The sequence below is a fragment of the Bacillus cereus group sp. MYBK216-1 genome (genome assembly GCF_051916495.1).
GTDB lineage: Bacteria > Bacillota > Bacilli > Bacillales > Bacillaceae_G > Bacillus_A > Bacillus_A thuringiensis_K.
Window position 1 is genome coordinate 483,090 of record NZ_JBQAGT010000003.1, and the last position, 25,727, is coordinate 508,816.

The window sequence follows — 25,727 nt, forward strand, 5'->3', positions numbered from 1 at the left end:
GGCCAACCGTACATGCGGTTGGCCTTTGTATAATTACTTTATTTTGAGAATAACGTTTTAATTTTATTTCGAGTTACTAATAAAATTCCGCCTAATACAGATAACATACCTAAAGCCATATTATTTGATTGCTCACTACCAGCGTTAGGAAGTTCTTTAGCGTTATTGTTTGTGTTTGTAGTACCAGTCTTTGTTTCAGTTTGTTTCGATTGAGAGACTTCATTAATTTTGTTATCTACATTTTGCTTCGTAGTATGTACCTCACCTAATTTGTCCTCAATTTTTTTCTCAGTATGTTTAAAGTCGTTGATTTTAATATCTAAGTCTTGTTTTTTCTTTGTTAAATCGTCTGAAACAGTTTGTTTCGCTTGTTTTATTTCGTTAATTTTATTTAGTAAATCTTCTCTAGCTTTTTGTAATTCAGCTAGTTTGTTTTTTACATCTTGTTTCGCTAGTTCTAAGTTAGCGGAAAGACTATCTAAATTACCTTTAATTTTCTTAAGTTCCTCTAACGTATTCCCAGTATGCGGCTTATTTTCTTTTAACTCAGCAAGTTTGTCCTCAGCAGTTTGTTTTGCTTTCTTTAACTCAGCTAATTTTTCATCTACTTGTTTTTTAACTTCCTTAAGTTCATTAATCTTTTGATCAATGTTCTCTTTATGTTGCTTAATTTCATTCACTTTTTCATCGACAGTTTGTTTATGTTCTTTAATCTCATTCACTTTGTTATCAATATTTTGCTTATGTTCTTTAACTTCAGCAACTTTATCTTCTACTTGTTTTTTATGCTCTTTAATTTCAGCGATTTTATCTTCGGCGATTTGTTTGTCCTGCTGAAGTTTTGCATCTAGCTCTTCTTTACGTTGTTTTATTTCGTTAATTTTTTCATCAGCAACTTGTTTACGCTCATGTAGTTCATTAACCTTCGTATCAACATTTTCCTTAACTTGGTTAAGTTCATTCAACTTTTGATCCACGTTTTCTTTGTGTTGCTGCAATTTCGCATCTAACTCTTGTTTATGTTGCTTAATTTCAGCTAATCGATCTCCTGTACTTTGCTGAGGAGTAGCATCAGTTACTTCCGCATGAGCAGAGTTTGCGCCAGCAATCATTGCTAAAGCTAGTGTAGACGCAGCGATAGTTTGTTTTGTTTTCATATTTTTGTACCTCTTTTCTTTCATATGCATGAGCTATTTTGTGTAAAATTGAGCATATAGAAGTAGATTATCTTATCATTATATACCATGTAGGATGTCTAGAGGAAGTATTTACATAATAATCTATCATTATGTAATTATGAAATTCTCTTATTTTGGAGTAGGGGACAAAACTTTAGCTAGATGAATAATTTCTTCTATAGTAGAGTTTACATCCTTACTATTACGAATAACGAACAAATAATCAGCCTCGTTTTCTATAGGATCTACTACATCTTCGTGAAGTGATTCAGCTTGTTGTCGATCAAGTACTTCTTTGAAATTAGAATAACCACCTCTAAAAATATTCGTACTTCGTGTGCTTCGAGCTACTCGTTCGTAAAGGACATCAGCTGGCATGTCAAAATGAACGAGTATGCGTACATAGTCTTCTTTTGGAAACGATTCATTGAGTAAATACATTCTGCCGTTTCGACTTCTATTTGAGTTGCAAATAATAAGATGTAAACTTGTATATTCTTTTGCATAATCAACAATGAATTTCGAAAGACCGTGCTTAAATGTATTGGCGCCTTCAGCCGGCTGTAATTTTTCATAATGCGTGTTAATAAATTGTGCTTGGTTGTCTTGATCCATAACGAAAGAGTGGGGGAACTCTTTTTCTAGTTCTTTAGCAAATGTAGTTTTTCCGCTGTGTGTTTTTCCTACGGTAATAATGACGAATCGTTTCATATTGGCCTCCATATGTATTGTTATAATTTGGGTATTCGATGTGAATTGACAATTTTCCTGCTGGGGGATATGCAAAGTGGCTGAGTAGCAATGGGCTGAAAGTTTTACAAAAAAATATTCTGTTTAGAAAGGAGGCAGTAATGCTATCGTTACTGAAATATATTATGAAAATGTTCTTGATGAAAAGGAGATTTAAAACAAATATTAATAATAAAAAGGTAAAAACATATACCCTTTATTATTAAATACAGCCTTTCATAAAATCTATGTTGAAGTGATTGGAAAATTAATGGGAAAGTGTTATGGTTTATTTGGAAGCTGCGCATGATTTATGTTCAGTAAAAAAGGGGGATTAAAGTGGGAGCTAAAATTTTTAACGGCAGGCATATAGCTAATAGTAAGGATCAAGAATTTGTTGTTTTTATTATTGGTATGCGTATTAATAACCTATTAAAATTTTGGAAGTGGATACCAGTTTTTAATGCTATGGGACCTATGATTAAAGAATTGTATCAAAACCCACAATGGGGTTTCTTACATACAGAATTCTTCTTTAGTTGGAGAAAGGTGGTCTTAATTCAATACTGGAAGGGATTCGATGAATTAGTAAACTATGCTCACGGAAAAAATCATTCAAATGCTTGGAAATCATATAATAATAAGATTAAAGATAATGGGAGTGTCGGTGTTTTTCACGAAACGTATCAAATAGAAAAAGGCGCTTCTGAAGCAATCTATGTTAATATGCCAAAAACAGGTTTATCTAGAGCTACCGAACATATACCAGTATCTCAAGATACTAATACTGCTCAAAAAAGAATGGATAAATAATTCGAAAACTTGTGTAAATAATTACGGTTTTCCTGCCAGAGAATATACAAAGTGTCGGAGTGGTAGTAGGCTAGAAACTTGACAAAAAAACTTATTTATGCTATAATTTACCAATATAAAAATAAAGTGTATAATAGGGTTCTCCTGGCCAGGGGAACCCTATTTTTTTGTCAAAATGAAGGAGTGTATGTGCGTGAAAAAAGGTGAAGCAAGTGTAACGTCGCTAGTATCAGCTTTCGGAAGAGCGTATCATAGTGAATTCGATCGTCCTAAAATCTTTGATGATTATGTAGCGAAAGATTTCATTTCACAAAAAGAACGTAACAATATTGAAACGAATATGGTTCAAGGAATACATTTTTTCAATATAGACATCGCACAGCAGTTTCAAGATAATCCACAAGAAATATTAAAATGGATTACACAAGTTCAATTATCCCCAACACCTTTGGCACGCGCGGCATATTGTGAAAGAGTATTGCTGCATGAAATTGCATTAGGCGCGACACAATACGTCATACTCGGTGCAGGCTTAGACACATTTAGTTTTAGACATCGAGAATTAGAAAAACAAATAAAAATATTTGAAGTGGATCATCCTTCTACGCAAAGATTTAAGAAGGAGAGAATAAAAGAAGCAGAACTTGAAATTCCAAACAACCTTCATTTTGTTTCAATGGATTTTACGAAAGGATTTTCTTACGAACAGTTACGGAATGAAGGATTTGAAAATAAAAAGACTTTCTTTAGTCTATTAGGTGTTACGTACTATTTAACGAAAGAGGAGCTTTCTAGTTTAATAGAATACTTATTCGAAATGGTTCCAGAGGGGAGCTCTATCGTATTCGATTATCCGGATGAAAATTTATTTACGGAAAAAGGATTGTCCAATCGAGTGGAAAATATGGTGAAAATGGCTGCAGTAGGCGGAGAACCGATGAAATCATGTTTTTCTTATACCGAAATGGAAGCACTGTTAGAGAAGGCGGGCTTACTCATTTATGAGCATTTATCGCCAGAAGACATAAATAAATTATATTTTGAAGGACGAAATGATTATTTAGAAGCTTTTGAGACGGTGCATTACGTGCATGCGGTGAAGAAGTAGAGGATTAGTAGGCATGGGGAGAAATCTCTGTGCCTTTTTTGTGGGAGAACAAGGGGGAAATATTAACTAGGAAGGGAAATTCGATAATGTAAAGAATATGAAGTATGAATGTAATAAATTAAGTAGCAATGATAAAGGAGAGCGTAATGTACACAATTGGACAAGTTGCTAAATTTTTAGATGTATCTAGAGATACTTTAAAGTTTTATGAGGAAAAAGATTTGGTCAAGCCGAAGCAAGATATTGAGAATGGGTATAGAAAATATAATCATTTGGATATATATGATATAACAACGGTCAATTTCTATAGGGAAATGGATATCGAAATAAAAAAAATTCAGGAATTAAGAAAAAGTAAGAGTATAGAGGAAATAAAATCACTGTTGGAAGAGAAAGAACAAGAAGTTTTAGAGGAGATAGAATATAAAAATCTTCTTTTAAAAAAGGTTCAAATTGTAAAAGAAGATTGTGAAAAAATAAAGCAATTCTTAGGGAAATACGCAGTAAAAGAAATGAAGCCTTTAGAAGTAAACGGAGAAATAGAGCATTTTACTGCATATGATGAATATGAATCTTTGAAAAAGAACACGGATAGCTTAAAAAAGGCAGTTACTTTAAACTCTTTACAAAGAGTTATACATTTCAATGAAGAAGGTATTATAGAAGATAAATTTATTATTGTAAGAAAAGTAGAGGGCTCTGATAAAAGAGTGGAAGGAAAAATTCTATCGCATCCAAAATGTATTTATACAGTTATTGAAGATGGAAGGTGGGCAACTGGTGGGGAAAGTATTGATCATAATGTGGAATCCAGTTTAAGAAAAGCGGCGATAGAATAAGGATATGAGCTTTTGGGGCTAGTGTATATAAATATATTACTTACCACGTATGAAGATGAACTTGAGCGTATATTTTTAGAAATTTATGCACCTGTAAAATAATGCAGACATGTATTGACCTGTGAGTAACCCCCAGGTTTAAGCTGAAAGTATCTGTAAATATAAATACTATTATGTTTACGAAATACTTAGTTTGAAATGGGGATTGTGCATGAATAGAGAAAAGAAATTAAAAAAGCCAGTAGCTAGTTTTATTGTACTAACCAATATTATTTTTCTGCCACTTTTTTTACTTGTAGGAGCTACAAGTATGCTAGGATTCCCAGCATGGGTTTTTAATGTAATGTTTTGTATATCGTCTTGGTCCTCAACTTTTGCTTTTGCCGTGTTATTTAAAAAAATCTATCCCGGTCAGAGCTTTATACAATTTGTAAAAGACAAGTTCAAGAACAAACTTAAAGTTTCTGTCCTTCTTATTGTGAGTGCGATTCAAACTTTTATATTTCTAATGATTTTGTTTGTCGTGTCTAAAAATAGTGAAGTAGACTCTATTTTTACTGTCTCTTCATGGGGAATGCTAATCTATTTTTTGTTAAAAACTTTCTTGCGGGGCCATTGGGAGAAGAACTAGGATGGAGAGGCTTTGCACAAATTGAACTTCAAAAGAAGTATTCACCATTAAAAGCTTCAATAATCATTGGATTTTGGTGGGGGATGTGGCATCTACCTATTTGGTTTACTACAGGATTTGTTGGCATGGACCTAATTAAATATATTCTATTTTTTATGATCTCTATCATATCTATAAAAATCGTCATGACTGCATTTTACAACTTGAATCAGAATTTAATTATTCCAATCATTATCCATCAATTCTTTAATTTTTTTATTGGTATTATAAACGGAAATTTAATAAATCTAATCATGTATAACGCGATATTTTATTTAGTGGTAGCAGTTGTAATGATTGTTATAAATCCAAAGAGAGTTTTGTATGGAGCGGAAGACATGAATAGTAGAAATGGAAAGTATTATAGGGCATAGTGATGTGTCTATAAAAGAAAAGGAAATTAAATTTAGTGATGGTAGGTATATATATCTTTTGCATTACTATCTAAAGCTCTGTCAATCCAATTATAGAAATCATTTTTTTGAAAACAAAAGAGAAAATAGAAGATGTTTAAATGAGATGTATATACGTTCCATATGTTTATATTTGCTGCTCAATAAACGATCCTCTCACGTAAGTTCATACCACATATTCACTTTTATTTACAAAAAATACCATTAATTATTTTCGGATAATTGTTATAATATAATTAAATTGATATAAAAGTGTTTTTCTAAAGTATGTATTTGAAGAATTCTCATGCAAAAAGAGCCAGTTCTCAAGTAGAGAACTGGCTCTTTTTTGAAGAGAAGTAGGATTAGATGTACATAATGGGATAGCAGAATTTTACAAGAAAATCTGTATTTATCCACAACAGTAGTTATATATGACGGAATTTTAAAATTTATAAAAAGATTAAGAGGCGATAGAAAATGAAAAGGTATATTAGTATAAAAGGAATTGGTACATATCTTCCGAAAAGAAAGGTAGAATCTTTTGAAATAGATCGTATGCTACAAGTGCCAGAAGGCTGGACATTAAAAAAAGCTGGGGTAAAAACAAGATATTTTGTTGATGGGGAGACGTCTTCTTATATGGGGGCGGAAGCTGCAAAAAAAGCTGTAGAAGATGCTAAGTTAACTTGGGATGATATCGATTGTATTATTTGCGGAAGCGGAACGATTCAACAGGCGATTCCTTCTACAGCATCACTTATTCAAGAACAGCTCGGGCTACAGCATTCTGGTATTCCATGTTTTGATATTAACTCAACATGTTTAAGTTTCATAACAGCACTTGATACAATTTCGTACGCAATTGAATGCGGGAGATACGAAAATGTTGTTATTATTTCTTCTGAAATTTCTTCTGTCGGATTAAATTGGGGCCAAAATGAAAGCAGCATTTTATTTGGTGACGGTGCGGCAGCTGTTGTCATAACAAAAGGCGATCATACATCTTCTATTATTGCTTCTCATATGGAAACATATAGCTCTGGTGCGCATTTATCAGAAATTCGTGGCGGTGGAACGATGATTCATCCTCGCGAGTATAGTGAGGAACGAAAAGAAGACTTCTTATTCGATATGAATGGAAGAGCCATTTTTAAACTATCTTCTAAGTATTTGTTGAAGTTTATCGACAAGCTACTTATGGATACTGGTTATTCCCTGGCCGATATTGATTTAATTGTTCCTCACCAAGCGAGTGGACCAGCTATGAGACTCATTCGTAAAAAACTAGGGGTTGAGGAAGAGCGCTTTATGACCATTTTTGAAGACTACGGTAATATGATTTCCGCATCTATTCCAGTCGCTCTTTTCGAAGCGATTAAGCAAAAGAAAGTGCAACGTGGAAATAAAATACTATTACTAGGTACTTCTGCAGGACTTTCTATCGGGGGCATCCTTCTTGAATACTAAGAAAACAGTATTAATTACAGGGGCACGTGCACCAGCAACTTTGCATTTATGCAGACTGTTTCATAACACCGGACATACCGTTATTATTGCAGATAGTATTCCGTATCCATTAAGTAAAGTTTCAAAGAGTACGGATTACTTTTATGAAATTCCTTCTCCAAAGTGGAAAACAAATGAAAGTATCCGTGCGCTACTATCCATTATTCAACGACACAATGTGGATTTGCTTATTCCTACTTGTGAAGAAGTGTTTTACATATCTAAATATAGAGAAGAGTTAAATGCATTTTGTCATGTATTAGTAGATGATTTTCAAAAACTTTCATTACTGCATAATAAGTGGGAATTTATTCAGTTCGTAGCGAATTTAGGGTGGCAAGTACCTGCAACATATAGAATAAATAATGAAGCAGGGATAAGTTCAATGATGCACAAAACACCAGCTCATACTCCTTTTGTAAGAAAGCCGATTTTCTCCCGTTTTTCTGATAAAGTGGAATTTATTACAAAAGAGGATGCTCTAAAAGAAAGCATGATAGATAAGTCGAATTATATTATGCAAGAGTTTATACGAGGAACGCAGCATTGTTCCTACAGTATTGCACAATCTGGGGAAGTGTTAGCGCACTCTTCGTATAAAACGGAATTTACGGCAGGCTTAGGTGCTACCATTGCGTTTCAGCATATGAATCATCCTAAAATTGATCAGTTTGTGAGACATATTGTAAAAGAGCTAAATTTCTCAGGACAAATTGCTTTTGATTTTATCGTTACAGAGGATGGAGATGCGATGCCGATTGAGTGTAATCCACGTACTACAAGTGGATTACATTTATTCGATGAGGAAATATTGCCCGCTTTCTTTCATGAAACAGTAAACAATACACTCATTCCAAAAGAAAATTCGGAGTGTGCAATTCGGTTAGCGATGCTTTTATATGGATTTCCTTATTTAAAAAGTAAACAAAAACGTAAGCGATGGTTAAAAGTTCTATGCTCTTTTCCAGATATCGTTTATCGTCACAATGATTGGAAACCATTTTTTTATCAGTTTTTTAGCATGTATAAATTATGGCGTGAAAGTTATAAACATGAACGGACTATTTTAGAGCAAACAACATATGACATATCGTGGGATGGTGAAGATTTATGAAAATGCTAGTAACTGGTGGAACGGGCTTTCTAGGACAAAAACTCGCCTTTCGACTGAAAAATATGGGCTATGAAGTAACGGCAACAGGGAGAAATAAAACAATTGGTAAGGTATTAGAACAAAATGGAATTGAGTTTGTTTACTGTCCTCTTGAAGACAGAGATCGTGTGCTACAAGTTTGTAAAGATAAAGATTATATCTTTCATAGCGGCGCACTTTCTTCCCCTTGGGGCAAATATGAAGATTTTTATAATGCGAATGTGTTAGGAACGAAACATATTATCGAGGGAAGTAAAAAGTACGGGATAAAACGCCTGATCCACGTATCAACACCAAGTATTTATTTCTATTATGATGAACGACAAAATGTAGTAGAAAACGCGAAACTTCCTGATGCATTTGTAAATCATTACGCAACAACGAAGCACATGGCTGAACAAGCTATTGATCAAGCTTTCATGCATGGTTTACCAGTTATCACAATACGCCCGCGCGCTGTATTCGGACCAGGAGATAACGCGATTCTTCCGCGTCTTATTAAAGTATGTGAAAAGGGTGCTTTACCGAGAATTGGTACTGAAAATGTTCTTGTTGATATTACGTATGTTGAGAATGTTGTAGATGCTTTACTTCTTTGTATGCATTCTCCAAAACATACATTAGGTAAAAAGTACAATATAACAAATGACGAGCGTGTAAATTTATATGAGGTCATAGAAAATGTAATGAAGCGTCTTGATAAGGAAGTAAAATATAAAAAAATTTCCTACAAAACCGCTTTTTCACTAGCTGCTATACTAGAAGGAATCTCAAAAACTATTTTATTTGGAAAAGAACCTATTCTCACAAAATATACTGTTAGTGTCCTTTCAAAAAGCCAAACATTAAATATTGATAAAGCTAAAGAAGAACTAGGATATGCTCCAAAGATCAGTATAGAAGAAGGAATTACAAAATTTGTAGACTGGTGGAAAATACAATGAAAATCAAATCTTTAAAGCTATATGATACAGGATATTGCACACATCCAGAAAAAATTGCATACTCCAAGGGCAGTTGGAAACAAATATGTTTTCCAGCTACAGTAGGGTTACTCCAGCATCCAGTATTAGGATATATTTTATTTGATACTGGATATGCGGGACATTTTAAAGAGGCGACAAAAAAATTTCCTTACTCTGTATATGCAAAACTTACGCCTGTTCATTTTACGGAAGAGCAATCTATTAAACAACAACTTCTTCTTGATGGTATTCAGCCAGAAGAAATTAAATATATTATTCTTTCTCATTTTCATGGCGATCATACTGCTGGTTTACCTGATTTTCCGAAAGCGAAAATATTAACCTTCGCAAAAGCTTATGAGGATATTAAAAAGAGAAGTAAATTTGGTGCTCTATTAAAAGGGTGTCTAAAAGATACACTGCCGGTGGATTTAGAGAAGAGGATGTCATTCATTGATCAAACTCCACCGCAAAACTTACCTTCTACATATGGAAAGTTTGAAGAAGGGTATGATGTATTTGAGGATGGTTCATTATTTGCTGTTGACTTAACAGGACATGCAACGGGACAATTTGGTCTATTCGTTCATTTACAGAGTAATAAAATTGTCTTTCTATGTGCAGACGCAGTGTGGCTAAGTAAAACGTATCAAAATCTTGTATTTCCTAGTAAGGTTGCCAACCTTTTAACTAGCGATCCAAAATCTTACCGAAAGAATATTGAGAAGTTACACCATTTATCACAAACATCACCTGAGATTGAAATTGTACCAACTCATTGTGAACATACATGGGATAAAATTAAAGCAGGGGTGTACTATGAATAAACTACGAATTCTTAAGCAATACTTGAAAACAAAATATGGCTTGAGATTTTCAAATCGCAAACAATTGGAACAGTTTCATAAACGACAAATACAAAAACAACTTTTGTTCACGATAGAGGCGTCGCCTTTTTATCGCCAGTTATATAAGCCGTTTTTACATGAAATTGAAAAAGGGAATTTGTCTGCACTCCCGATTATTGATAAAGAAGTAATGATGGAACATTTTGATACATTAAATACAGTCCATATTTCAAAGGAAGAAGCGTTTCATATAGCATTTGAAGCAGAGAAGACCCGGAATTTCTCACCAACCATTCGTAATATAACTGTCGGTTTATCATCAGGCACTAGTGGCAATCGCGGGGTTTTTCTCGTTTCCGAGGAAGAACAAACGTTGTGGGCTGGCTCGATTATTGGAAAGGTGCTTCCTTCTAGCATTTTACATAAACATACGATAGCTTTTTTCTTACGTGCAAATAGCAATTTATACGAAGCGACAAAAAATAAGCGAATCTCATTTCATTTTTTTGATTTACTAGATTCGTTTCAGCAGCATATCACGCGATTAAATGAAATACAGCCATCTATTTTAATCGCACCTCCGTCTATGTTACGGAAAATTGCTTACTGGCAGCAAGAAGGACTGATTACAATTTGTCCTAAGAAAATTATCTCTGTAGCAGAAGTGCTTGAAGATATTGATAGAGACTTTATTCGTGCAACTTTCAAGCAGACAGTACACCAAGTTTACCAATGTACAGAAGGTTTTCTTGCTACCACCTGCAAGCATGGGACATTACACATGAATGAAGACCTCGTTCATATTGAAAAAGAATACTTAGATCAAGAGAAGGGGATATTCGTTCCCATTATTACTGATTTCATGAGGAAAACACAGCCGATTATACGCTATCGTCTCAATGACATATTAATTGAGAAAAAAACGCCGTGCAGCTGTGGCTCACCTTTCTTAGCATTAGAACGAATTGACGGTCGATGCGACGATATATTTATTGGAATAAGTGAATTGGATAATAGCGAAATATCTATTTTTCCTGATTTCATTAGAAGAGCAATTTTGTTTGCATCTAGTGACATTCAAGAATTTAAAGTGATACAACATAGCGTAGACAAAATTGAAATTAAACTTAAAGCACGACCTGAAAATCTCGAATTATGTCAATCGAAGGTAATGCAAGAATTACATACACTGTGGGCTACTAAAAAGTGTGCGATACCACATTTTTTCTTTTCACATTACGATATTCAAGTATATGATAAAAAATTAAAAAGAATAGAAAGTCTTGTAAGGCGTGGTGAACATAAATGATTCAGTTGCACGATGTTCGTTCCTTGCATAGCATTGATTGGGAATCCAAAAAAGATGGAGCATATGTACGAGATAGTTTTCTGCCACTGTTTCAAAAGGGCGTTACAGTATTTATTGAAAATGTTAACACACAGCTCTTTCTATTAGAAATTGATGATCTTATCTTGCCAGTTACTCTTAATAACGCAGAGTTCGAAAATTCATATGTATGTTCTCCTTATACACATTACGTATCTTATGCGTTAGAAGAGCTATGGGAGTTGAAAAAACCATGGTTAGAGAAGCTATTAACCTATCCAATTTATCTTATGGGAAGTTGGTTACGACGAACGAATTTGAATAAAGTAATTGTCGTAAATAATTGGATGCTTTCAACAAACCTTTATCACTCTATTAACGAACAACAAATCGAACAAATTACAAATCTATTTGTTGAGAAATTTCCAGAGCATACAATTTTATTTCGCTCTTTAAATAACGAATTATATCCTGTAACGACAGAAGCACTATCTACAGTAGGTTACAAGAAAATTATGTCTCGTTCTATATACTTATTTGATCCGAAACACTATAAAAAAATGAATCGAAAAAAACGAAAAGACTTATTAAACGATAAAAGTTTATTAGAGAAAAGCAATTATGAAATCATTACAAATGAAGAATTAACAAAGGAGGATATTTTACAAATTTCCCAGCTATACAACCAACTATATATTGAAAAATATTCCGCACATAACCCAATGTTTACACCCGCTTATTTATGGAATGCTCTTCAGCATCGTTTATTTGAGATAAAGGCCATAAAAAAAGGGGATACAATTGATGGTGTTATTGCTTATTTTATTAGGGATGGAGTTATGACAACGCCGATTCTTGGCTATAATACAAACTCTGACCAGCAACAAGGTTTGTATCGTATACTGTCTCTCCTTATTACAATGGATTCTATCGAAAAAGATTTAATTTGTCATTGTAGTGCTGGGGCTGGAGAGTTTAAACGAAATCGTGGTGCAACACAGCAGATCGAATACAGTTATGTATATAACGCTCATCTCCCACCTAGCCAACAAAGGGTATGGAAAGTATTAATGTGGATATTAAATACATATATAGAACCGATGGCAAAAAAACATCGCTTTTAAACAAAAAGACTTTTATGATTGCTTGTTACCTGGAACTCTTTATTTAAGTGTAGCTGCAATACCTATGTTATGGAGTTAATATAGTATATTTTTAATAATTTATTTTATATGTATCGTTTGGATGAAAGAGAGAAGTGCTTGAAGAGTAGTTCTCTTTTTTATTAAGTTTTTGAAACAGCCCATTATGTACATACAGTAAAGAAGTAGAAGATTAGTAGGCATGGAGAGAAATCTTTATGTCCTTTTTTATGAGGATTTTTAATTTTAAAAATATATCGTAAGAAATAATTTACAATTTGTAAAAAATAAATTACAATTATCTAAAGAGGTGTTACTATTGTTGCATAATAAAATTGTAGTTTGTCGAGCAGAAAAAGGTTGGACCCAAGAAGAACTGGCAACAAGAGTGGGAGTTAGTCGTCAAACTATTGCTACTCTTGAAAAGAATAAATATAACCCTTCTCTAATTCTTGCCTTTAAAATCGCAAATGCATTTGAAAAGCCGTTAACCGACGTATTTGATTATCTAGAGGAGTGATACATATGTTGTTGTTAAAAATTTTATTATTTGGTTTAATAGTGATAAGTAAGATGTATGTAATAAAATTTCAATCAAGTGATGAAGCAAATGACGAACGAGGAAGAGAAATTCTATATAAAACAAATAATGTTTTGTACAATATTTTATATTTAGGTATCCTTGCCATTATTGTTTTACAATTAATTGATATTATTCCTTTGAAATTTCTACCTGACTTGTTATTATATTTTGCACTTTCATTAAGTGTGTTAGGCAGTATTTTTATATTTATCAACAGAAACAGTAAAAATTACTAATACGAGTTAAGTGTTTAATCTTGTTCTGTTAGTTGATTAAACAAAATGTTTTTTTAGTAGGCTACATAAAATAATCAATCTTTTTTATAAAAACTTAAGGAAGCCAAAAGAACCCCACACATTTAAATCAAAATGTGTGGGGTTCTTCTTTTTATAGAATAAATATTTGCAGCAATACTTTGTTCAAATTCTAATTAAAACTAAAATCCACCTTTTCTATTATAAATTTTTGTAGTTTGGAATATATCTATTTGATTAACCAAACTAGTATTTTAGGGGCCTTAACTGAAACAATAAATATAATTTCATATCAATCTTGTTAATGAATTTCATTGTCCTCGGATAAAGGACAATAGTAGAAGTTTGATTTTTATTACAATTTTGTAAGGTTAAGTAATAAAAATCGATAGAACTAGATAAATGAATGGGATATTCTGAGTGACGGAAAGAATATTCTGAAAAAAGGGGCAAAGCAAATGAAGAATAGACAAAAAGCATCGATAATATGCAAAAGTATTTTATGTTTCATCATTTGTATATTCATTACGAATGAAGCATTGTTTACAAATGTGGTGAGGACAGAATCGAGTAAGTTGACTGATAGGGGTATAGAGGATTTCAAAAAAAAGCTGGATGAACAGGTACCAAAATGGCAGGAGAATTATGAGGTACCAGGGGTTGCAATAGGGATTGTACATGAGGGGCGTATTGCTTATACACTAAACTACGGTTATGTAGATAAAAAGACAAAAAAAGCGTTGAGTGATGATACTGTATTTCAAGCTGGTTCCATATCTAAAAGCCTTACAGCGTGGGGAGTCTTGCATCTTGTAGATGAAGGGCGTTTATCACTAGATGATCCAGTTGAAAAATATCTGACCAAATGGAAATTATCTAATTCAGAGTTTCATAATAATGAAGTCACAATAAGAAGATTATTAAGTCATACAGCAGGGCTGTCTGCACATAAAGGATACCTTGGGGTTGCACCAGGAAAACATCTTGATTCTATCGAGGAGTCTTTGTCTGGAAAAGGATGGCTTAATGAACCAGTGGAGGTTACTAATAAACCAGGTTCAGAAACAATATACTCTGGTGGAGGATATACAATTTTACAACTTGTAATGGAAGAGGTTACTGGAATACCGTTTAATCGTTATATGGAAGAACAAATTATGAAACCTTTGGGAATGAACTCTAGTTCATTTTTACAAAATCCTGAAAACCCTAACCTTTCGAAAGGCTATGGATATTTTGGAGAGGAGCTCCCTAGTTACCAATTTACCGAACAGGCTGCTGCAGGCCTCAAGACAAATGTTACGGATATGATGACATTGATACTTGCAAGCATGGATGCAAATAATAAAGGGAGTGGTGTCATCAAAAGTGAACGTGTTGAAGAAATGCAAAAGCCAGTATTAGGGGAGAATGGTTTAGGTATATTTGAAAAAAAACTATCTAATCAATGGAAATTACTTTATCATTCTGGTGACAATCGAGGCTGGCATTCTTTTTATGGTTTCATTCCTAATACAAAGGATGGATTGGTAATTCTTACGAATAGTGAAGGTGGTATAGACTTACGACAGGATATTTACCACGCATGGATTGAATATGAAACGGGAAAATTACCTGAAAGTTACTTTGCTCTAGCTGAGCAGAGAAAAAATAACTTCATTACATCAATTGTTATTGGAGCCGCACTTGGTGTATACTTGCTACTATTTGTAATTAGATTGTACAAAGGTGGAAGAACTTTCATTTTTAAGCAAGAGAAGAAATCCTACATCGGATTAGTAGTTAGGACATTTTTACTTATTATTACTGCTATTCTCGTTTTTTGTGCTGCCTATTTGTGGAGGGTTTTCAGCTTGAATTCCGGTAATACAATAAATTTTATTCTAATAATGGTATGGATTATAACATTATTAATTAGTGGATTTTTCCCGAAAATTAGAAGTAATAAAAAACAACGTATGAAAATAAAAGATTTAACATCAAAATTTACATGTATGTAATGTAAAAGACTAGAAAGCTATATTGGCGCGAATTGCTAATTGTGGAGTGTGAAAAAAGACAAAATCTCTTAAAAAACACTTAATTTTTTATTCCATTAATCTTTACAATCTCCCCCTATAATATGAATTGGACAAGCACCTAAGAGAAGCAGAACATGTCAGTTGGTACATTCTATTATTAGGGGGAGAATTTGTATGAAAAAGACAGTTGCTTCGTTAGCAGTTATGGCGGCATTATTACCGACATTTTCAGCACATGCGGAAGGGAAAGAGCAAGTTCGAAAATCAGCTACAACTTTTAATGTTATTAGTGACATTCAAGGTGATTTAGGAGATTTTGATCACGTATTAAAAGATATGAATAAAGTAACGCCACTTTCTAGAGCGCTTATTATGAATGGGGATATAACGCCGACTGGACAACAGTCACAATATGATGATGTAAAGCGTGTGTTAAATAAAAATAAGCATCCAGAAAATGTATGGTCTACTGTTGGGAATCATGAGTTTTATGCTGGTAAATGGACAGCAGATGGGAAACTCTCTCAAAGTACATGGCCAAATGGTGTAACTGAGGAAACTTTATTTAACCGCTATCTGAAATTTAGTGGACAAGAAAAGGTATATCATAAAAAAGAATTAGACGGTTATCCGCTTCTATTTTTAGGAACTGAAAAATATATGAAATACCACGATTCAAAAATGTGGGATGAAGTATATATGAGTGATGAGCAATTAGGTTGGTTAAAACAAAATTTAGAAGAGTACAGTCAAAAAGATAAAAATAAGCCAATCTTCATTTTCTCTCATCACGTTTTACCTGATACAGTATCGGGATCAAGACAATCACCATATTTACAAGATTATTTAAACGTGGATAAATTGTACGATATATTAAAAGACTATCCGCAAGTTGTTTTCTTCACGAGCCATACGCATTGGGATTTAAACTTACCTGACTGGGCTGGTAAAAAGAAAATTAAAGGTGGAGATGAAAAAGGTTTCACTGTTGTAAATACGGGCGGTATTGAAACAGGCTGGATGTCAGCAGGGCCAAATGGAGGAGAGAAAACTGCTCCAGATGGCTATTCATTTAAACAAGGGTTACAAGTGAAAGCATATGGTAACGATGTAATTGTGACAGCTTACGATTACAAACGTGATAAGGATATAAAGAAGTTATTAATTAGTGATTCAAAAATTGCGCAGATGGCACCAAATGTAACGGCAGATGATCGTAAAAATATAATTGTCGGTGCAACTGAATATATGGAGTATTCTATAGAAGGAACGAATGAGTGGCATACGTATAGTAAAGCAAATCCTCCGAAATTTGATGGAGATAAAGTCGTATACGTACGCCATAAAGGTGAAATGAATTTAGAGCCGGGATTAACACAGTTACTTCGTTTTTCGGTAAATAAGTGATTGGAGGGAGTCTGCATTTGAATGTGTAGGCTCTTTTTTTGTTGATGAGAAAGGGGTTGCCTGTCTGTCGTTTTTTGTCGATAGATCGATATATTAAGAAAATCGTTGATATATTGCAAGTTACGATAGATATATTTGAAAAATCGTTGATATATTGTAAGGAATGAACGATATATTTAAAAAATCGTTGATATAAATTTCATGTACCGTAATTAAGTTAAAATCATTAATACGGTTTTACTTATCAAAACGAAATTCTAATACATTTTTAACCCAGAAAGATGACTTCACCATTTTTACGTGTAATAATAGTAACGTTACATATATTGTGAAAGAAGTACAAAAGGAGCGTTACAATGAATTTAGCTAAATTCCCGAGAAAAAAATATACAGAATCATATACACCAATTGAAAAGTTAAACAACTTTTCTGAAGCACTTGGTGGCCCGACTATTTATTTTAAACGAGATGATTTACTTGGTTTAACAGCTGGTGGCAATAAGACGAGAAAATTAGAATTTTTAGTTGCAGATGCACAGGAAAAGGGTGCAGATACGTTAATTACAGCTGGTGGTATTCAGTCAAATCATTGCCGCCTGACACTGGCAGCTGCGGTAAAAGAAAAAATGAAATGTATTCTTGTATTAGAGGAAGGGCTTGAGACAGAAGAGGAGAGAGACTTTAACGGGAACTATTTCTTATATCACTTATTAGGTGCTGAAAATGTAATTGTTGTACCGAACGGAGCAGATCTTATGGAAGAAATGCATAAAGTAGCACAAGAAGTAAGTGAAAAAGGTAATACACCATATGTAATTCCAGTTGGTGGATCAAATCCTACGGGCGCAATGGGATACGTTGCTTGTGCGCAAGAAATTATGGCGCAATCATTTGAGCAAGGAATTGATTTCAGTTCAGTTGTTTGTGTAAGTGGTAGCGGCGGTATGCATGCTGGTTTAATTACTGGTTTTTCTGGAACACAAAGCCATATTCCTGTAATCGGGATTAACGTAAGTAGAGGAAAAGCTGAGCAAGAAGAGAAAGTAGCAAAACTTGTAGATGAAACTTCAGCACACGTTGGTATTCCAAACTTTATCTCGCGCGACGCTGTTACGTGCTTTGATGAATATGTAGGACCCGGCTATGCGTTACCAACGCCGGAAATGGTAGAGGCAGTTCAGTTACTTGCGAAAACAGAAGGTATTTTACTTGATCCAGTGTATACAGGTAAGGCGGTAGCGGGATTAATCGACTTAATTAGAAAAGGTAAATTTAATAAGGAAGACAATATTTTATTCGTACATTCAGGTGGTTCACCAGCTTTATATGCGAATACTTCTTTATTTGTGTAAGTGTAAAAAGCATTGGGTATCCAATGCTTTTTTGTTATATACTGGAATTATCGAGAGGTAGGAGGATGATATGAATTCAAATTTAAAATGGATTATATATACGGCACTCGGCATTTCTATTCTATTAATCTTATTTGTGGCTTATGGGGTGTATTCTTATTTTACATTTTAAAAGCGTAATGGAAGTGAACCATAATGTAATGTATGTTATAGTTTGATATGTTAATTACTTACAATACTTTCTACAAGGAGAATACATAATGAGAGCAAAGAAACTAGTAACGTTAGCAGTTCCATTTATGCTGTTAGTCGGATGCGAGGTAGGAGATAAAGATTCTACTCATAAGACTGAGCAAACTAGTAAAGCAATAACGAAAACAGTAATTTCTGAACAACAGTATCCGTACTACATATGTGAGCAAGTGGTAGAGTTCCAATTTAAGAAGGATGAACTATTACTAAACTTAGGAGAATCCTTAAAGGACAAAGAAAAAGCAAAAGCTGTTTTAAAAACATCAAACGAGATAGATAAAATTTTAGACAATATGGAACACATAAAAGTACCTGATACATACAAAGACATTCACAAATCCATACAAGAAGGGGTAACAGAGGCAAGAAAAGCAACGAAGTTAATTAAGGATGCTGGTAAAGAAGATAAACAGAAGATTCAAGAAGCTACAATGAAAGGTACTGAATTTTTATCAGGTGTAGACGGAGAGCATTGGAAAAAAGCAATTTATGAGTTATCACAGGAAAAGAAAGATGCTTATAGTAAGGCACTTGATAAGAAAGTAAAGGAGCACTCAAAGTAAAACGGTAACTTGTAACAATACATATCTACCTAAAATTTCCGCGAATGCTATGCTAGGAAGTTAGGTGGGAGATTACTGTCCTTAAATGTGGTTGATTAAAGCTACAGCCACATTCTCCTGTTCTAATTAACTAAAAGAAGAACTTCCCCATCCCGATTAGACTACTGATCATTCCTATTCCACTCATGGTGCCTTTTCCTGCTGTAAGTAAGTTTCCAAGCATTCCTAGCTGACCGTTACCTCCGTTATTTCCCCATCCCATTGGGGCCCACGGACCACCCCATCCTGGAGGATTTCCAAAAACACCCGAGTTATTGGTATTGAAATGAAAAGGCTTGGCTGGCGGCGATAGTAAAGCTGCAAGATGACCTTGTGCGAACATCCCTGTATGACTGAATGGTTGCGCCCAGGGGAAGGGAGGTTTTTGAAAATTAAAACCTGCATGACTTGGTAATGGAGTCCAATTAGCAGGCTGACCTTGGGGCATTATCCCTGCATAATTAATTGGCTGCCCCCAAGAGAAGAGAGGGGGGTGGGGATTGAACCCCGTATAATTGGCTGATGAATCCCAACTAACTGGATAGACTCGGTAACTCCAATTCTCAGAAATCTTCAAATCATTCATTACCTCAGATGTAGTTATCTCGGGCTGTGAATATAATGAAATTTGGTTATTATATTGTTGCCCATTTCCCTTTGAATTCAAATACCAATATTGGTCCATACGCTTATTCTCCTCACTTTAAAAATGTAATGTTAGACTTAGCCTATGTAATATTCCTTTTTATGGATGGTTACATAACTAGATCTACAAGCCTGTATTTAAAAGAATGGGTGCGTGGTCTTTTTGGTTTTTCTCGCTGCCTGTAAAATTCCCATTGATTTAAAGCTTCACTTTATTTTAGAAGGGGATTTTCAGTTGCTTATTTTGTGTATTTCAGCCTAATTTAAATTCCGTTAACAAACATTTTTATAAAGGTTTAATCAACAAAAAGATTTTAAAATGGTATGTTGAGCAAGTGGAATTGCTAAAAAGAGAATATCCATTCGAAGAGTTTGGCAAAATACTGCAAGGGTAATATTTTCTTGTGCAAATATGTAAACGATTTAAACGAATCAATGAAATTTATAATGAAGGGGCAATTAAATATATGAGTGAAACATTACATAAAAGAAAACCGCCATATGTAATGCTTGTAATCCTTTTTATTGGGGCATTTGTTTCATTTCTAAATAACTCCCTTTTAAATGTAGCCTTGCCATCAATAATGAAAGATTTAAACATTCAAGATTATTCAACGATCCAGTGGCTTTCTACAGGGTATATGCTTGTAAGTGGTATATTAATTCCGGCCTCAGCATTTTTAATAACGCGTTTCTCCAATAGGAGCCTATTTATTACATCTATGGTGATTTTTATTCTTGGTACTGCCTTAGCGGCTGTAGCACCTAACTTTGGTTTATTACTTACTGGTCGGATGGTTCAAGCGGCAGGCTCTTCAGTTATGGGACCTTTGTTAATGAATATTATGCTAGTAAGCTTTCCAAGAGAAAAAAGGGGAACAGCAATGGGGATTTTTGGACTAGTTATGATTACAGCTCCAGCAATTGGGCCGACACTATCAGGTTATATTGTAGAGTATTATGACTGGCGTTTGCTTTTTGAAATGATTTTACCGTTAGCAATCATTAGCTTACTGTTAGGGATTTGGAAATCTGAGAATGTCATGAAACAAAACAAAAATGCAAAACTTGATTATCTCTCATTACTATTATCTTCTGTCGGTTTTGGCGGTTTGTTATATGGATTCAGTTCTGCAAGCTCCGATGGCTGGACGAATAAAGTTGTCTTAACAACCTTAATCATAGGCGCTATTGCCCTAATTGCTTTCATTATTCGTCAATTAAAAATGGATGAGCCGTTATTGGATTTACGTGTTTACAAGTACCCAATGTTTGCACTTGCGTCTGTAATTGCAATTGTCAACGCGGTGGCCATGTTTTCGGGTATGATTTTAACACCAGCTTATGTACAAAACGTCCGTGGTATTTCGCCGCTGAGCTCTGGGCTGATGATGCTTCCAGGTGCGGTAATAATGGGGATTATGTCACCAATTACAGGTAAACTATTTGATAAATATGGTCCTCGGATTCTTGGCATAGTGGGGCTTTCCATTACAGCTGTTTCGACGTATATGTTGGCAAGTCTGCAAATTGACTCTAGTCACACACATATTATTCTTATCTACACACTGCGGATGTTTGGGATGGCGATGGTTATGATGCCACTTATGACAAATGGTCTTAATCAATTGCCAACTCGCTTAAATCCGCACGGTACAGCTGTTAATAATACAGCTCAACAAGTGTCCGGTTCGATTGGTACTGCTATTCTTGTTACGATTATGAATTCTGTAACAAAAACGAAAGCTGAAAGTTTAATGTCTCATATAGATCCAACAACCTTCACAGAAACTACGAAGGCAATAGTAACTCAGAAAGCTTTATTATCTGGAATTCAATATTCATTTTATGTAGCGCTTGGCATGAATGTTGTTGCACTACTACTAGTTTTTTTCGTTAAACGTGTAGATACAAGTGCGGAAGCTGTCGAGAAGTTAAATCGGTAGAGAAGAATAAAACCTTAGATAATGATTCCTACAAGTTTTTTACTGCTAAGGCGCCAGTATTTAAAATGGGAAAAGAACTGAAAGAAGCAGTGACATAATTATGTAGTGAAAGAGGACCTGATGTTCATATCAGGTCCTCTTTCACTAGTAACACGGTATATTTGCTTATCGTATTGCTTTAACTAAACTACTGATTTTTCGAATACTACAATCTTAAGAGTGTCAACTTCTTTGTTTTGGGGTGTTTTAGAAGAAAATGAATCAAAATAATCGTTTTTATAAACAAATACAAGAGATGAGATCCATTTGCAATTTTTCATAAACATTACAAGTTTAGATTATCTTTTAACCTCAACATTAAAAGGCTCCAACTATATTTATTCGCTTCATTTTAATTTAGTATTTTTCTACAAGTTATAAATCTAATTGCCAAGCTTATACGTAATATCATAATCATGAATAGTTAGGGAAAAGATAAAATAAGGTAATCAATTACATATCTTTATCCCAGGCGATTAGTTGCTATTTCCTCTTTATTAAATGGGATATGCTATCCCGCATTAACGGGCAGTAAGACCCCCACCTCAAAATTTAGCGGAAGCAAAGAAGTTAGGTGGGGGACCAACTGCCCGTAAAAGCCCGATTGGTGAGGGCTAATAATCAGTGGGGGATGAACAAAACCCCCACTGATTAAAGTTTCACTTTATTTCATGCTTTTTTGAAAGGGTGTTTTAAATGGAAAAAAAAGTATCTGCCATTCCCCAGCCGAAAACATATGGACCGCTGGGTAATCTCCCATTAATCAATAAAGATAAACCGACTCTATCGTTTATTAAGCTGGCGGAAGAGTATGGTCCCATTTTTCGAATTCAAACTTTAAGTGATGCCATAATTGTCGTTTCTGGACATGAACTGGTAGCAGAAGTTTGTGACGAAACGCGGTTCGATAAAAGCATAGAGGGTGCTTTAGCGAAAGTTCGTGCTTTTGCTGGAGACGGATTATTTACTAGCGAGACTCACGAGCCTAACTGGAAAAAAGCTCATAATATTTTGATGCCTACATTTAGCCAACGGGCAATGAAAGATTACCATGCCATGATGGTCGATATTGCTGTACAACTCGTTCAAAAATGGGCAAGACTGAATCCGAACGAAAACGTAGATGTTCCAGAGGATATGACTCGCCTTACGTTAGATACAATTGGTCTATGTGGTTTTAATTACCGATTTAATAGCTTTTATCGTGAGACACCTCATCCTTTTATTACTAGCATGACCCGTGCTCTAGATGAGGCGATGCACCAATTGCAGCGGCTGGATATAGAAGACAAACTTATGTGGAGAACGAAACGTCAATTTCAGCATGATATCCAATCTATGTTTTCTTTAGTAGATAATATTATTGCTGAACGTAAAAGTAGTGGAGATCAGGAAGAAAATGATTTACTTTCCCGTATGTTAAATGTGCCAGATCCGGAAACTGGTGAAAAATTAGATGATGAAAACATTCGTTTCCAAATTATCACTTTTTTAATAGCTGGGCATGAGACAACAAGTGGATTGTTATCGTTTGCAATTTACTTTTTATTAAAGAATCCGGATAAGTTGAAAAAAGCCTATAAAGAAGTAGACCGTGTTTTGACAGATTCCACTCCAACATACCAACAAGTTATGAAACTGAAGTATATACGGATGATTTTAAATGAATCGCTACGTCTATGGCCTACCGCTCCAGCATTCAGTCTCTATGCAAAAGAAGATACAGTGATTGGCGGGAAATACCCAATTAAGAAAGGAGAAGATCGTATTTCTGTTCTTATTCCACAGCTACATAGGGATAAAGATGCATGGGGAGACAATGTGGAAGAATTCCAACCTGAACGATTTGAAGAGCTGGATAAGGTTCCTCATCATGCTTATAAGCCATTTGGAAATGGCCAGAGAGCATGTATCGGTATGCAATTTGCACTTCATGAAGCCACTCTTGTAATGGGAATGCTTCTTCAACATTTTGAATTAATCGATTATCAAAACTATCAGCTGGACGTAAAACAAACATTAACGCTAAAGCCCGGTGATTTTAAGATTAGGATTCTACCCCGAAAACAAACTATAAGCCATCCTACTGCTCTTGCACCTACAGAGGACAAGCTGAAAAGCCATGAAATTAAGCAGCACGTCCAGAAGACACCTTCTATTATTGGGGCCGATAATCTTTCACTTCTTGTTCTGTACGGCTCGGATACAGGGGTAGCAGAAGGTATTGCAAGAGAATTAGCGGATACAGCTAGTTTAGAAGGAGTTCAAACGGAAGTGGTAGCTCTTAACGATCGAATTGGAAGTTTGCCAAAAGAAGGAGCGGTACTTATTGTGACTTCTTCTTATAATGGAAAACCGCCAAGTAATGCAGGGCAGTTTGTGCAATGGTTGGAGGAACTAAAACCGGATGAGCTAAAAGGGGTTCAATACGCAGTTTTTGGTTGTGGAGATCATAATTGGGCTAGTACCTATCAACGGATTCCAAGATATATTGATGAGCAGATGGCTCAAAAAGGAGCAACAAGATTTTCTAAACGCGGAGAAGCAGATGCAAGTGGTGATTTCGAGGAACAGCTCGAGCAATGGAAACAAAGCATGTGGTCTGATGCGATGAAGGCATTTGGATTGGAGCTCAACAAAAATATGGAAAAAGAGCGCAGTACGTTGAGTCTGCAATTTGTCAGTCGTCTTGGAGGATCTCCTCTTGCACGAACATATGAAGCAGTTTATGCGTCTATACTAGAAAATCGTGAACTCCAATCATCCAGCAGTGATAGAAGTACACGACATATCGAGGTATCCTTGCCAGAAGGCGCTACATATAAAGAAGGAGACCACCTTGGAGTGCTGCCAGTTAATAGCGAGAAAAATATCAACCGAATTTTAAGACGCTTTGGATTAAATGGGAAGGATCAAGTTATACTGAGTGCAAGTGGACGAAGTATAAATCACATACCTTTAGACAGTCCTGTTAGTTTATTGGACCTTCTTAGTTATAGTGTCGAAGTTCAAGAAGCAGCCACTCGTGCACAAATACGAGAAATGGTAACATTCACAGCATGTCCTCCTCATAAAAAAGAATTGGAAGCATTGTTAGAAGAAGGAGTTTACCATGAACAAATATTAAAGAAACGGATTTCAATGTTGGACCTTCTTGAAAAGTATGAGGCTTGTGAAATCCGATTTGAACGCTTTTTAGAACTTCTTCCTGCGCTCAAACCGCGTTACTATTCTATTTCAAGCTCTCCACTCGTTGCACACAATCGTCTGAGCATTACGGTCGGTGTTGTTAATGCGCCTGCATGGAGTGGGGAAGGGACATATGAAGGAGTCGCTTCTAATTACTTAGCTCAGCGTCATAATAAAGATGAGATTATCTGTTTCATTCGAACGCCACAATCAAACTTTGAATTACCTAAAGATCCAGAAACACCAATTATTATGGTTGGGCCAGGTACTGGAATTGCACCATTCCGTGGATTCTTGCAAGCGCGTCGTGTTCAAAAGCAAAAAGGTATGAACTTAGGACAAGCGCATCTATATTTTGGTTGTCGTCATCCTGAAAAAGATTATCTTTATCGTACAGAACTAGAAAATGATGAAAGAGATGGATTAATCTCTTTACACACAGCTTTTTCTCGTCTAGAGGGACATCCAAAAACATATGTACAGCATTTAATAAAACAAGATAGAATCAATTTAATTTCGTTATTAGATAATGGAGCTCACCTTTATATATGTGGTGATGGAAGTAAAATGGCTCCGGATGTAGAAGATACCCTTTGTCAAGCATATCAAGAAATTCATGAAGTCAGTGAACAAGAAGCAAGAAATTGGTTGGATCGTGTGCAAGATGAAGGGCGATATGGAAAAGATGTTTGGGCTGGTATATGAATGTTTCTTAATTAGATACATATTAACTAATGAAATTCTTTCGAATAAATTTCAATTTA

19 protein-coding genes and 2 pseudogenes are annotated in these 25,727 nt (G+C 34.8%); 18 read left to right on the forward strand and 3 right to left on the reverse strand.

Annotated elements, in window-relative coordinates:
* Window positions 1-38 precede the first annotated feature (38 nt).
* Window positions 39-1,157 carry an LPXTG cell wall anchor domain-containing protein gene (locus ACTFRH_RS12735; RefSeq protein ID WP_000851018.1) on the reverse strand — a complete coding sequence of 373 codons (1,119 nt, stop codon included), beginning with the start codon at window positions 1,155-1,157 and terminating at the stop codon, window positions 39-41.
* Window positions 1,158-1,307: 150 nt separating this feature from the next.
* Window positions 1,308-1,889: an AAA family ATPase gene (locus tag ACTFRH_RS12740; RefSeq protein ID WP_440048746.1), complete on the reverse strand. Its 582-nt coding sequence runs from the start codon at window positions 1,887-1,889 to the stop codon at window positions 1,308-1,310.
* 357 nt (window positions 1,890-2,246) lie between these two features.
* Between ACTFRH_RS12740 and ACTFRH_RS12745 the strand changes: the two genes are divergently transcribed.
* From ACTFRH_RS12745 to ACTFRH_RS12820, 16 genes and pseudogenes are all read left to right on the forward strand, one after another.
* Window positions 2,247-2,720 (forward strand): DUF4188 domain-containing protein, encoded by a 474-nt coding sequence (locus tag ACTFRH_RS12745; protein WP_000501002.1) that lies wholly within the window; start codon window positions 2,247-2,249, stop codon window positions 2,718-2,720.
* Window positions 2,721-2,907: 187 nt separating this feature from the next.
* Window positions 2,908-3,828, forward strand: coding sequence for a class I SAM-dependent methyltransferase (locus ACTFRH_RS12750; RefSeq protein ID WP_003302041.1), 921 nt, complete (start codon window positions 2,908-2,910; stop codon window positions 3,826-3,828).
* Window positions 3,829-3,974: 146 nt separating this feature from the next.
* A pseudogene (locus ACTFRH_RS12755) lies at window positions 3,975-4,769 on the forward strand (MerR family transcriptional regulator).
* A gap of 109 nt (window positions 4,770-4,878) precedes the next feature.
* A pseudogene (locus tag ACTFRH_RS12760) lies at window positions 4,879-5,711 on the forward strand (lysostaphin resistance A-like protein).
* A 498-nt stretch (window positions 5,712-6,209) separates the two neighbouring features.
* Complete coding sequence (locus ACTFRH_RS12765; protein WP_000833208.1) at window positions 6,210-7,199, forward strand: beta-ketoacyl-ACP synthase III; 990 nt, start codon at window positions 6,210-6,212, stop codon at window positions 7,197-7,199.
* A complete protein-coding gene (locus ACTFRH_RS12770; protein WP_001093162.1) occupies window positions 7,189-8,352 on the forward strand; it encodes an ATP-grasp domain-containing protein in 1,164 nt (387 codons plus the stop codon). Before ACTFRH_RS12765 ends, ACTFRH_RS12770 begins: the two co-directional genes overlap by 11 nt.
* Window positions 8,349-9,335 carry an NAD-dependent epimerase/dehydratase family protein gene (locus ACTFRH_RS12775; protein WP_000783225.1) on the forward strand — a complete coding sequence of 329 codons (987 nt, stop codon included), beginning with the start codon at window positions 8,349-8,351 and terminating at the stop codon, window positions 9,333-9,335. The genes ACTFRH_RS12770 and ACTFRH_RS12775 overlap by 4 nt, the downstream gene beginning before the upstream one ends.
* Window positions 9,332-10,183, forward strand: a complete 852-nt coding sequence (locus ACTFRH_RS12780) for an MBL fold metallo-hydrolase (RefSeq protein WP_000695251.1) — start codon at window positions 9,332-9,334, stop codon at window positions 10,181-10,183. The genes ACTFRH_RS12775 and ACTFRH_RS12780 overlap by 4 nt, the downstream gene beginning before the upstream one ends.
* A complete protein-coding gene (locus ACTFRH_RS12785) occupies window positions 10,176-11,513 on the forward strand; it encodes a F390 synthetase-related protein (protein ID WP_001038133.1) in 1,338 nt (445 codons plus the stop codon). Before ACTFRH_RS12780 ends, ACTFRH_RS12785 begins: the two co-directional genes overlap by 8 nt.
* Window positions 11,510-12,655, forward strand: coding sequence for a hypothetical protein (locus ACTFRH_RS12790; RefSeq protein WP_000615359.1), 1,146 nt, complete (start codon window positions 11,510-11,512; stop codon window positions 12,653-12,655). The genes ACTFRH_RS12785 and ACTFRH_RS12790 overlap by 4 nt, the downstream gene beginning before the upstream one ends.
* Before the next feature lie 337 nt (window positions 12,656-12,992).
* Window positions 12,993-13,193: a helix-turn-helix transcriptional regulator gene (locus ACTFRH_RS12795; RefSeq protein ID WP_000903048.1), complete on the forward strand. Its 201-nt coding sequence runs from the start codon at window positions 12,993-12,995 to the stop codon at window positions 13,191-13,193.
* A 5-nt stretch (window positions 13,194-13,198) separates the two neighbouring features.
* On the forward strand, window positions 13,199-13,492 hold the full coding sequence (locus tag ACTFRH_RS12800) for a hypothetical protein (RefSeq protein ID WP_000925448.1): 294 nt from the start codon (window positions 13,199-13,201) through the stop codon (window positions 13,490-13,492).
* A gap of 476 nt (window positions 13,493-13,968) precedes the next feature.
* A complete protein-coding gene (locus tag ACTFRH_RS12805) occupies window positions 13,969-15,510 on the forward strand; it encodes a serine hydrolase domain-containing protein (RefSeq protein ID WP_000797426.1) in 1,542 nt (513 codons plus the stop codon).
* 195 nt (window positions 15,511-15,705) lie between these two features.
* Window positions 15,706-16,938, forward strand: a complete 1,233-nt coding sequence (locus tag ACTFRH_RS12810) for a DUF4073 domain-containing protein (RefSeq protein ID WP_000754275.1) — start codon at window positions 15,706-15,708, stop codon at window positions 16,936-16,938.
* Window positions 16,939-17,294: 356 nt separating this feature from the next.
* A complete protein-coding gene (locus ACTFRH_RS12815) occupies window positions 17,295-18,290 on the forward strand; it encodes a D-cysteine desulfhydrase (RefSeq protein WP_001046610.1) in 996 nt (331 codons plus the stop codon).
* 260 nt (window positions 18,291-18,550) lie between these two features.
* Complete coding sequence (locus ACTFRH_RS12820; protein WP_001201800.1) at window positions 18,551-19,105, forward strand: hypothetical protein; 555 nt, start codon at window positions 18,551-18,553, stop codon at window positions 19,103-19,105.
* 130 nt (window positions 19,106-19,235) lie between these two features.
* On the opposite strand, the gene ACTFRH_RS12825 is transcribed toward ACTFRH_RS12820, so the two are convergent.
* Window positions 19,236-19,829, reverse strand: coding sequence for a hypothetical protein (locus ACTFRH_RS12825; RefSeq protein ID WP_000373137.1), 594 nt, complete (start codon window positions 19,827-19,829; stop codon window positions 19,236-19,238).
* A gap of 427 nt (window positions 19,830-20,256) precedes the next feature.
* Here ACTFRH_RS12825 and ACTFRH_RS12830 point away from each other — a divergent pair, with 427 nt between their 5' ends.
* Window positions 20,257-21,735, forward strand: coding sequence for a DHA2 family efflux MFS transporter permease subunit (locus tag ACTFRH_RS12830; protein ID WP_000005138.1), 1,479 nt, complete (start codon window positions 20,257-20,259; stop codon window positions 21,733-21,735).
* A 735-nt stretch (window positions 21,736-22,470) separates the two neighbouring features.
* Window positions 22,471-25,668 (forward strand): bifunctional P-450/NADPH--P450 reductase, encoded by a 3,198-nt coding sequence (gene cypD / locus ACTFRH_RS12835; protein ID WP_000412785.1) that lies wholly within the window; start codon window positions 22,471-22,473, stop codon window positions 25,666-25,668.
* Window positions 25,669-25,727 lie beyond the last annotated feature (59 nt).

Coding starts and splice junctions, on each gene's coding strand:
- ACTFRH_RS12800 (WP_000925448.1), top strand. CDS start 13,199: ATGTTGTTGTTAAAAATTTTATTATTTGGTTTAATAGTGATAAGTAAG.
- ACTFRH_RS12735 (WP_000851018.1), bottom strand. CDS start 1,157: ATGAAAACAAAACAAACTATCGCTGCGTCTACACTAGCTTTAGCAATG.
- ACTFRH_RS12765 (WP_000833208.1), top strand. CDS start 6,210: ATGAAAAGGTATATTAGTATAAAAGGAATTGGTACATATCTTCCGAAA.
- cypD (WP_000412785.1), top strand. CDS start 22,471: ATGGAAAAAAAAGTATCTGCCATTCCCCAGCCGAAAACATATGGACCG.
- ACTFRH_RS12830 (WP_000005138.1), top strand. CDS start 20,257: ATGAGTGAAACATTACATAAAAGAAAACCGCCATATGTAATGCTTGTA.
- ACTFRH_RS12785 (WP_001038133.1), top strand. CDS start 10,176: ATGAATAAACTACGAATTCTTAAGCAATACTTGAAAACAAAATATGGC.
- ACTFRH_RS12815 (WP_001046610.1), top strand. CDS start 17,295: ATGAATTTAGCTAAATTCCCGAGAAAAAAATATACAGAATCATATACA.
- ACTFRH_RS12750 (WP_003302041.1), top strand. CDS start 2,908: ATGTGCGTGAAAAAAGGTGAAGCAAGTGTAACGTCGCTAGTATCAGCT.
- ACTFRH_RS12810 (WP_000754275.1), top strand. CDS start 15,706: ATGAAAAAGACAGTTGCTTCGTTAGCAGTTATGGCGGCATTATTACCG.
- ACTFRH_RS12805 (WP_000797426.1), top strand. CDS start 13,969: ATGAAGAATAGACAAAAAGCATCGATAATATGCAAAAGTATTTTATGT.
- ACTFRH_RS12825 (WP_000373137.1), bottom strand. CDS start 19,829: ATGGACCAATATTGGTATTTGAATTCAAAGGGAAATGGGCAACAATAT.
- ACTFRH_RS12820 (WP_001201800.1), top strand. CDS start 18,551: ATGAGAGCAAAGAAACTAGTAACGTTAGCAGTTCCATTTATGCTGTTA.
- ACTFRH_RS12790 (WP_000615359.1), top strand. CDS start 11,510: ATGATTCAGTTGCACGATGTTCGTTCCTTGCATAGCATTGATTGGGAA.
- ACTFRH_RS12740 (WP_440048746.1), bottom strand. CDS start 1,889: ATGAAACGATTCGTCATTATTACCGTAGGAAAAACACACAGCGGAAAA.
- ACTFRH_RS12780 (WP_000695251.1), top strand. CDS start 9,332: ATGAAAATCAAATCTTTAAAGCTATATGATACAGGATATTGCACACAT.
- ACTFRH_RS12775 (WP_000783225.1), top strand. CDS start 8,349: ATGAAAATGCTAGTAACTGGTGGAACGGGCTTTCTAGGACAAAAACTC.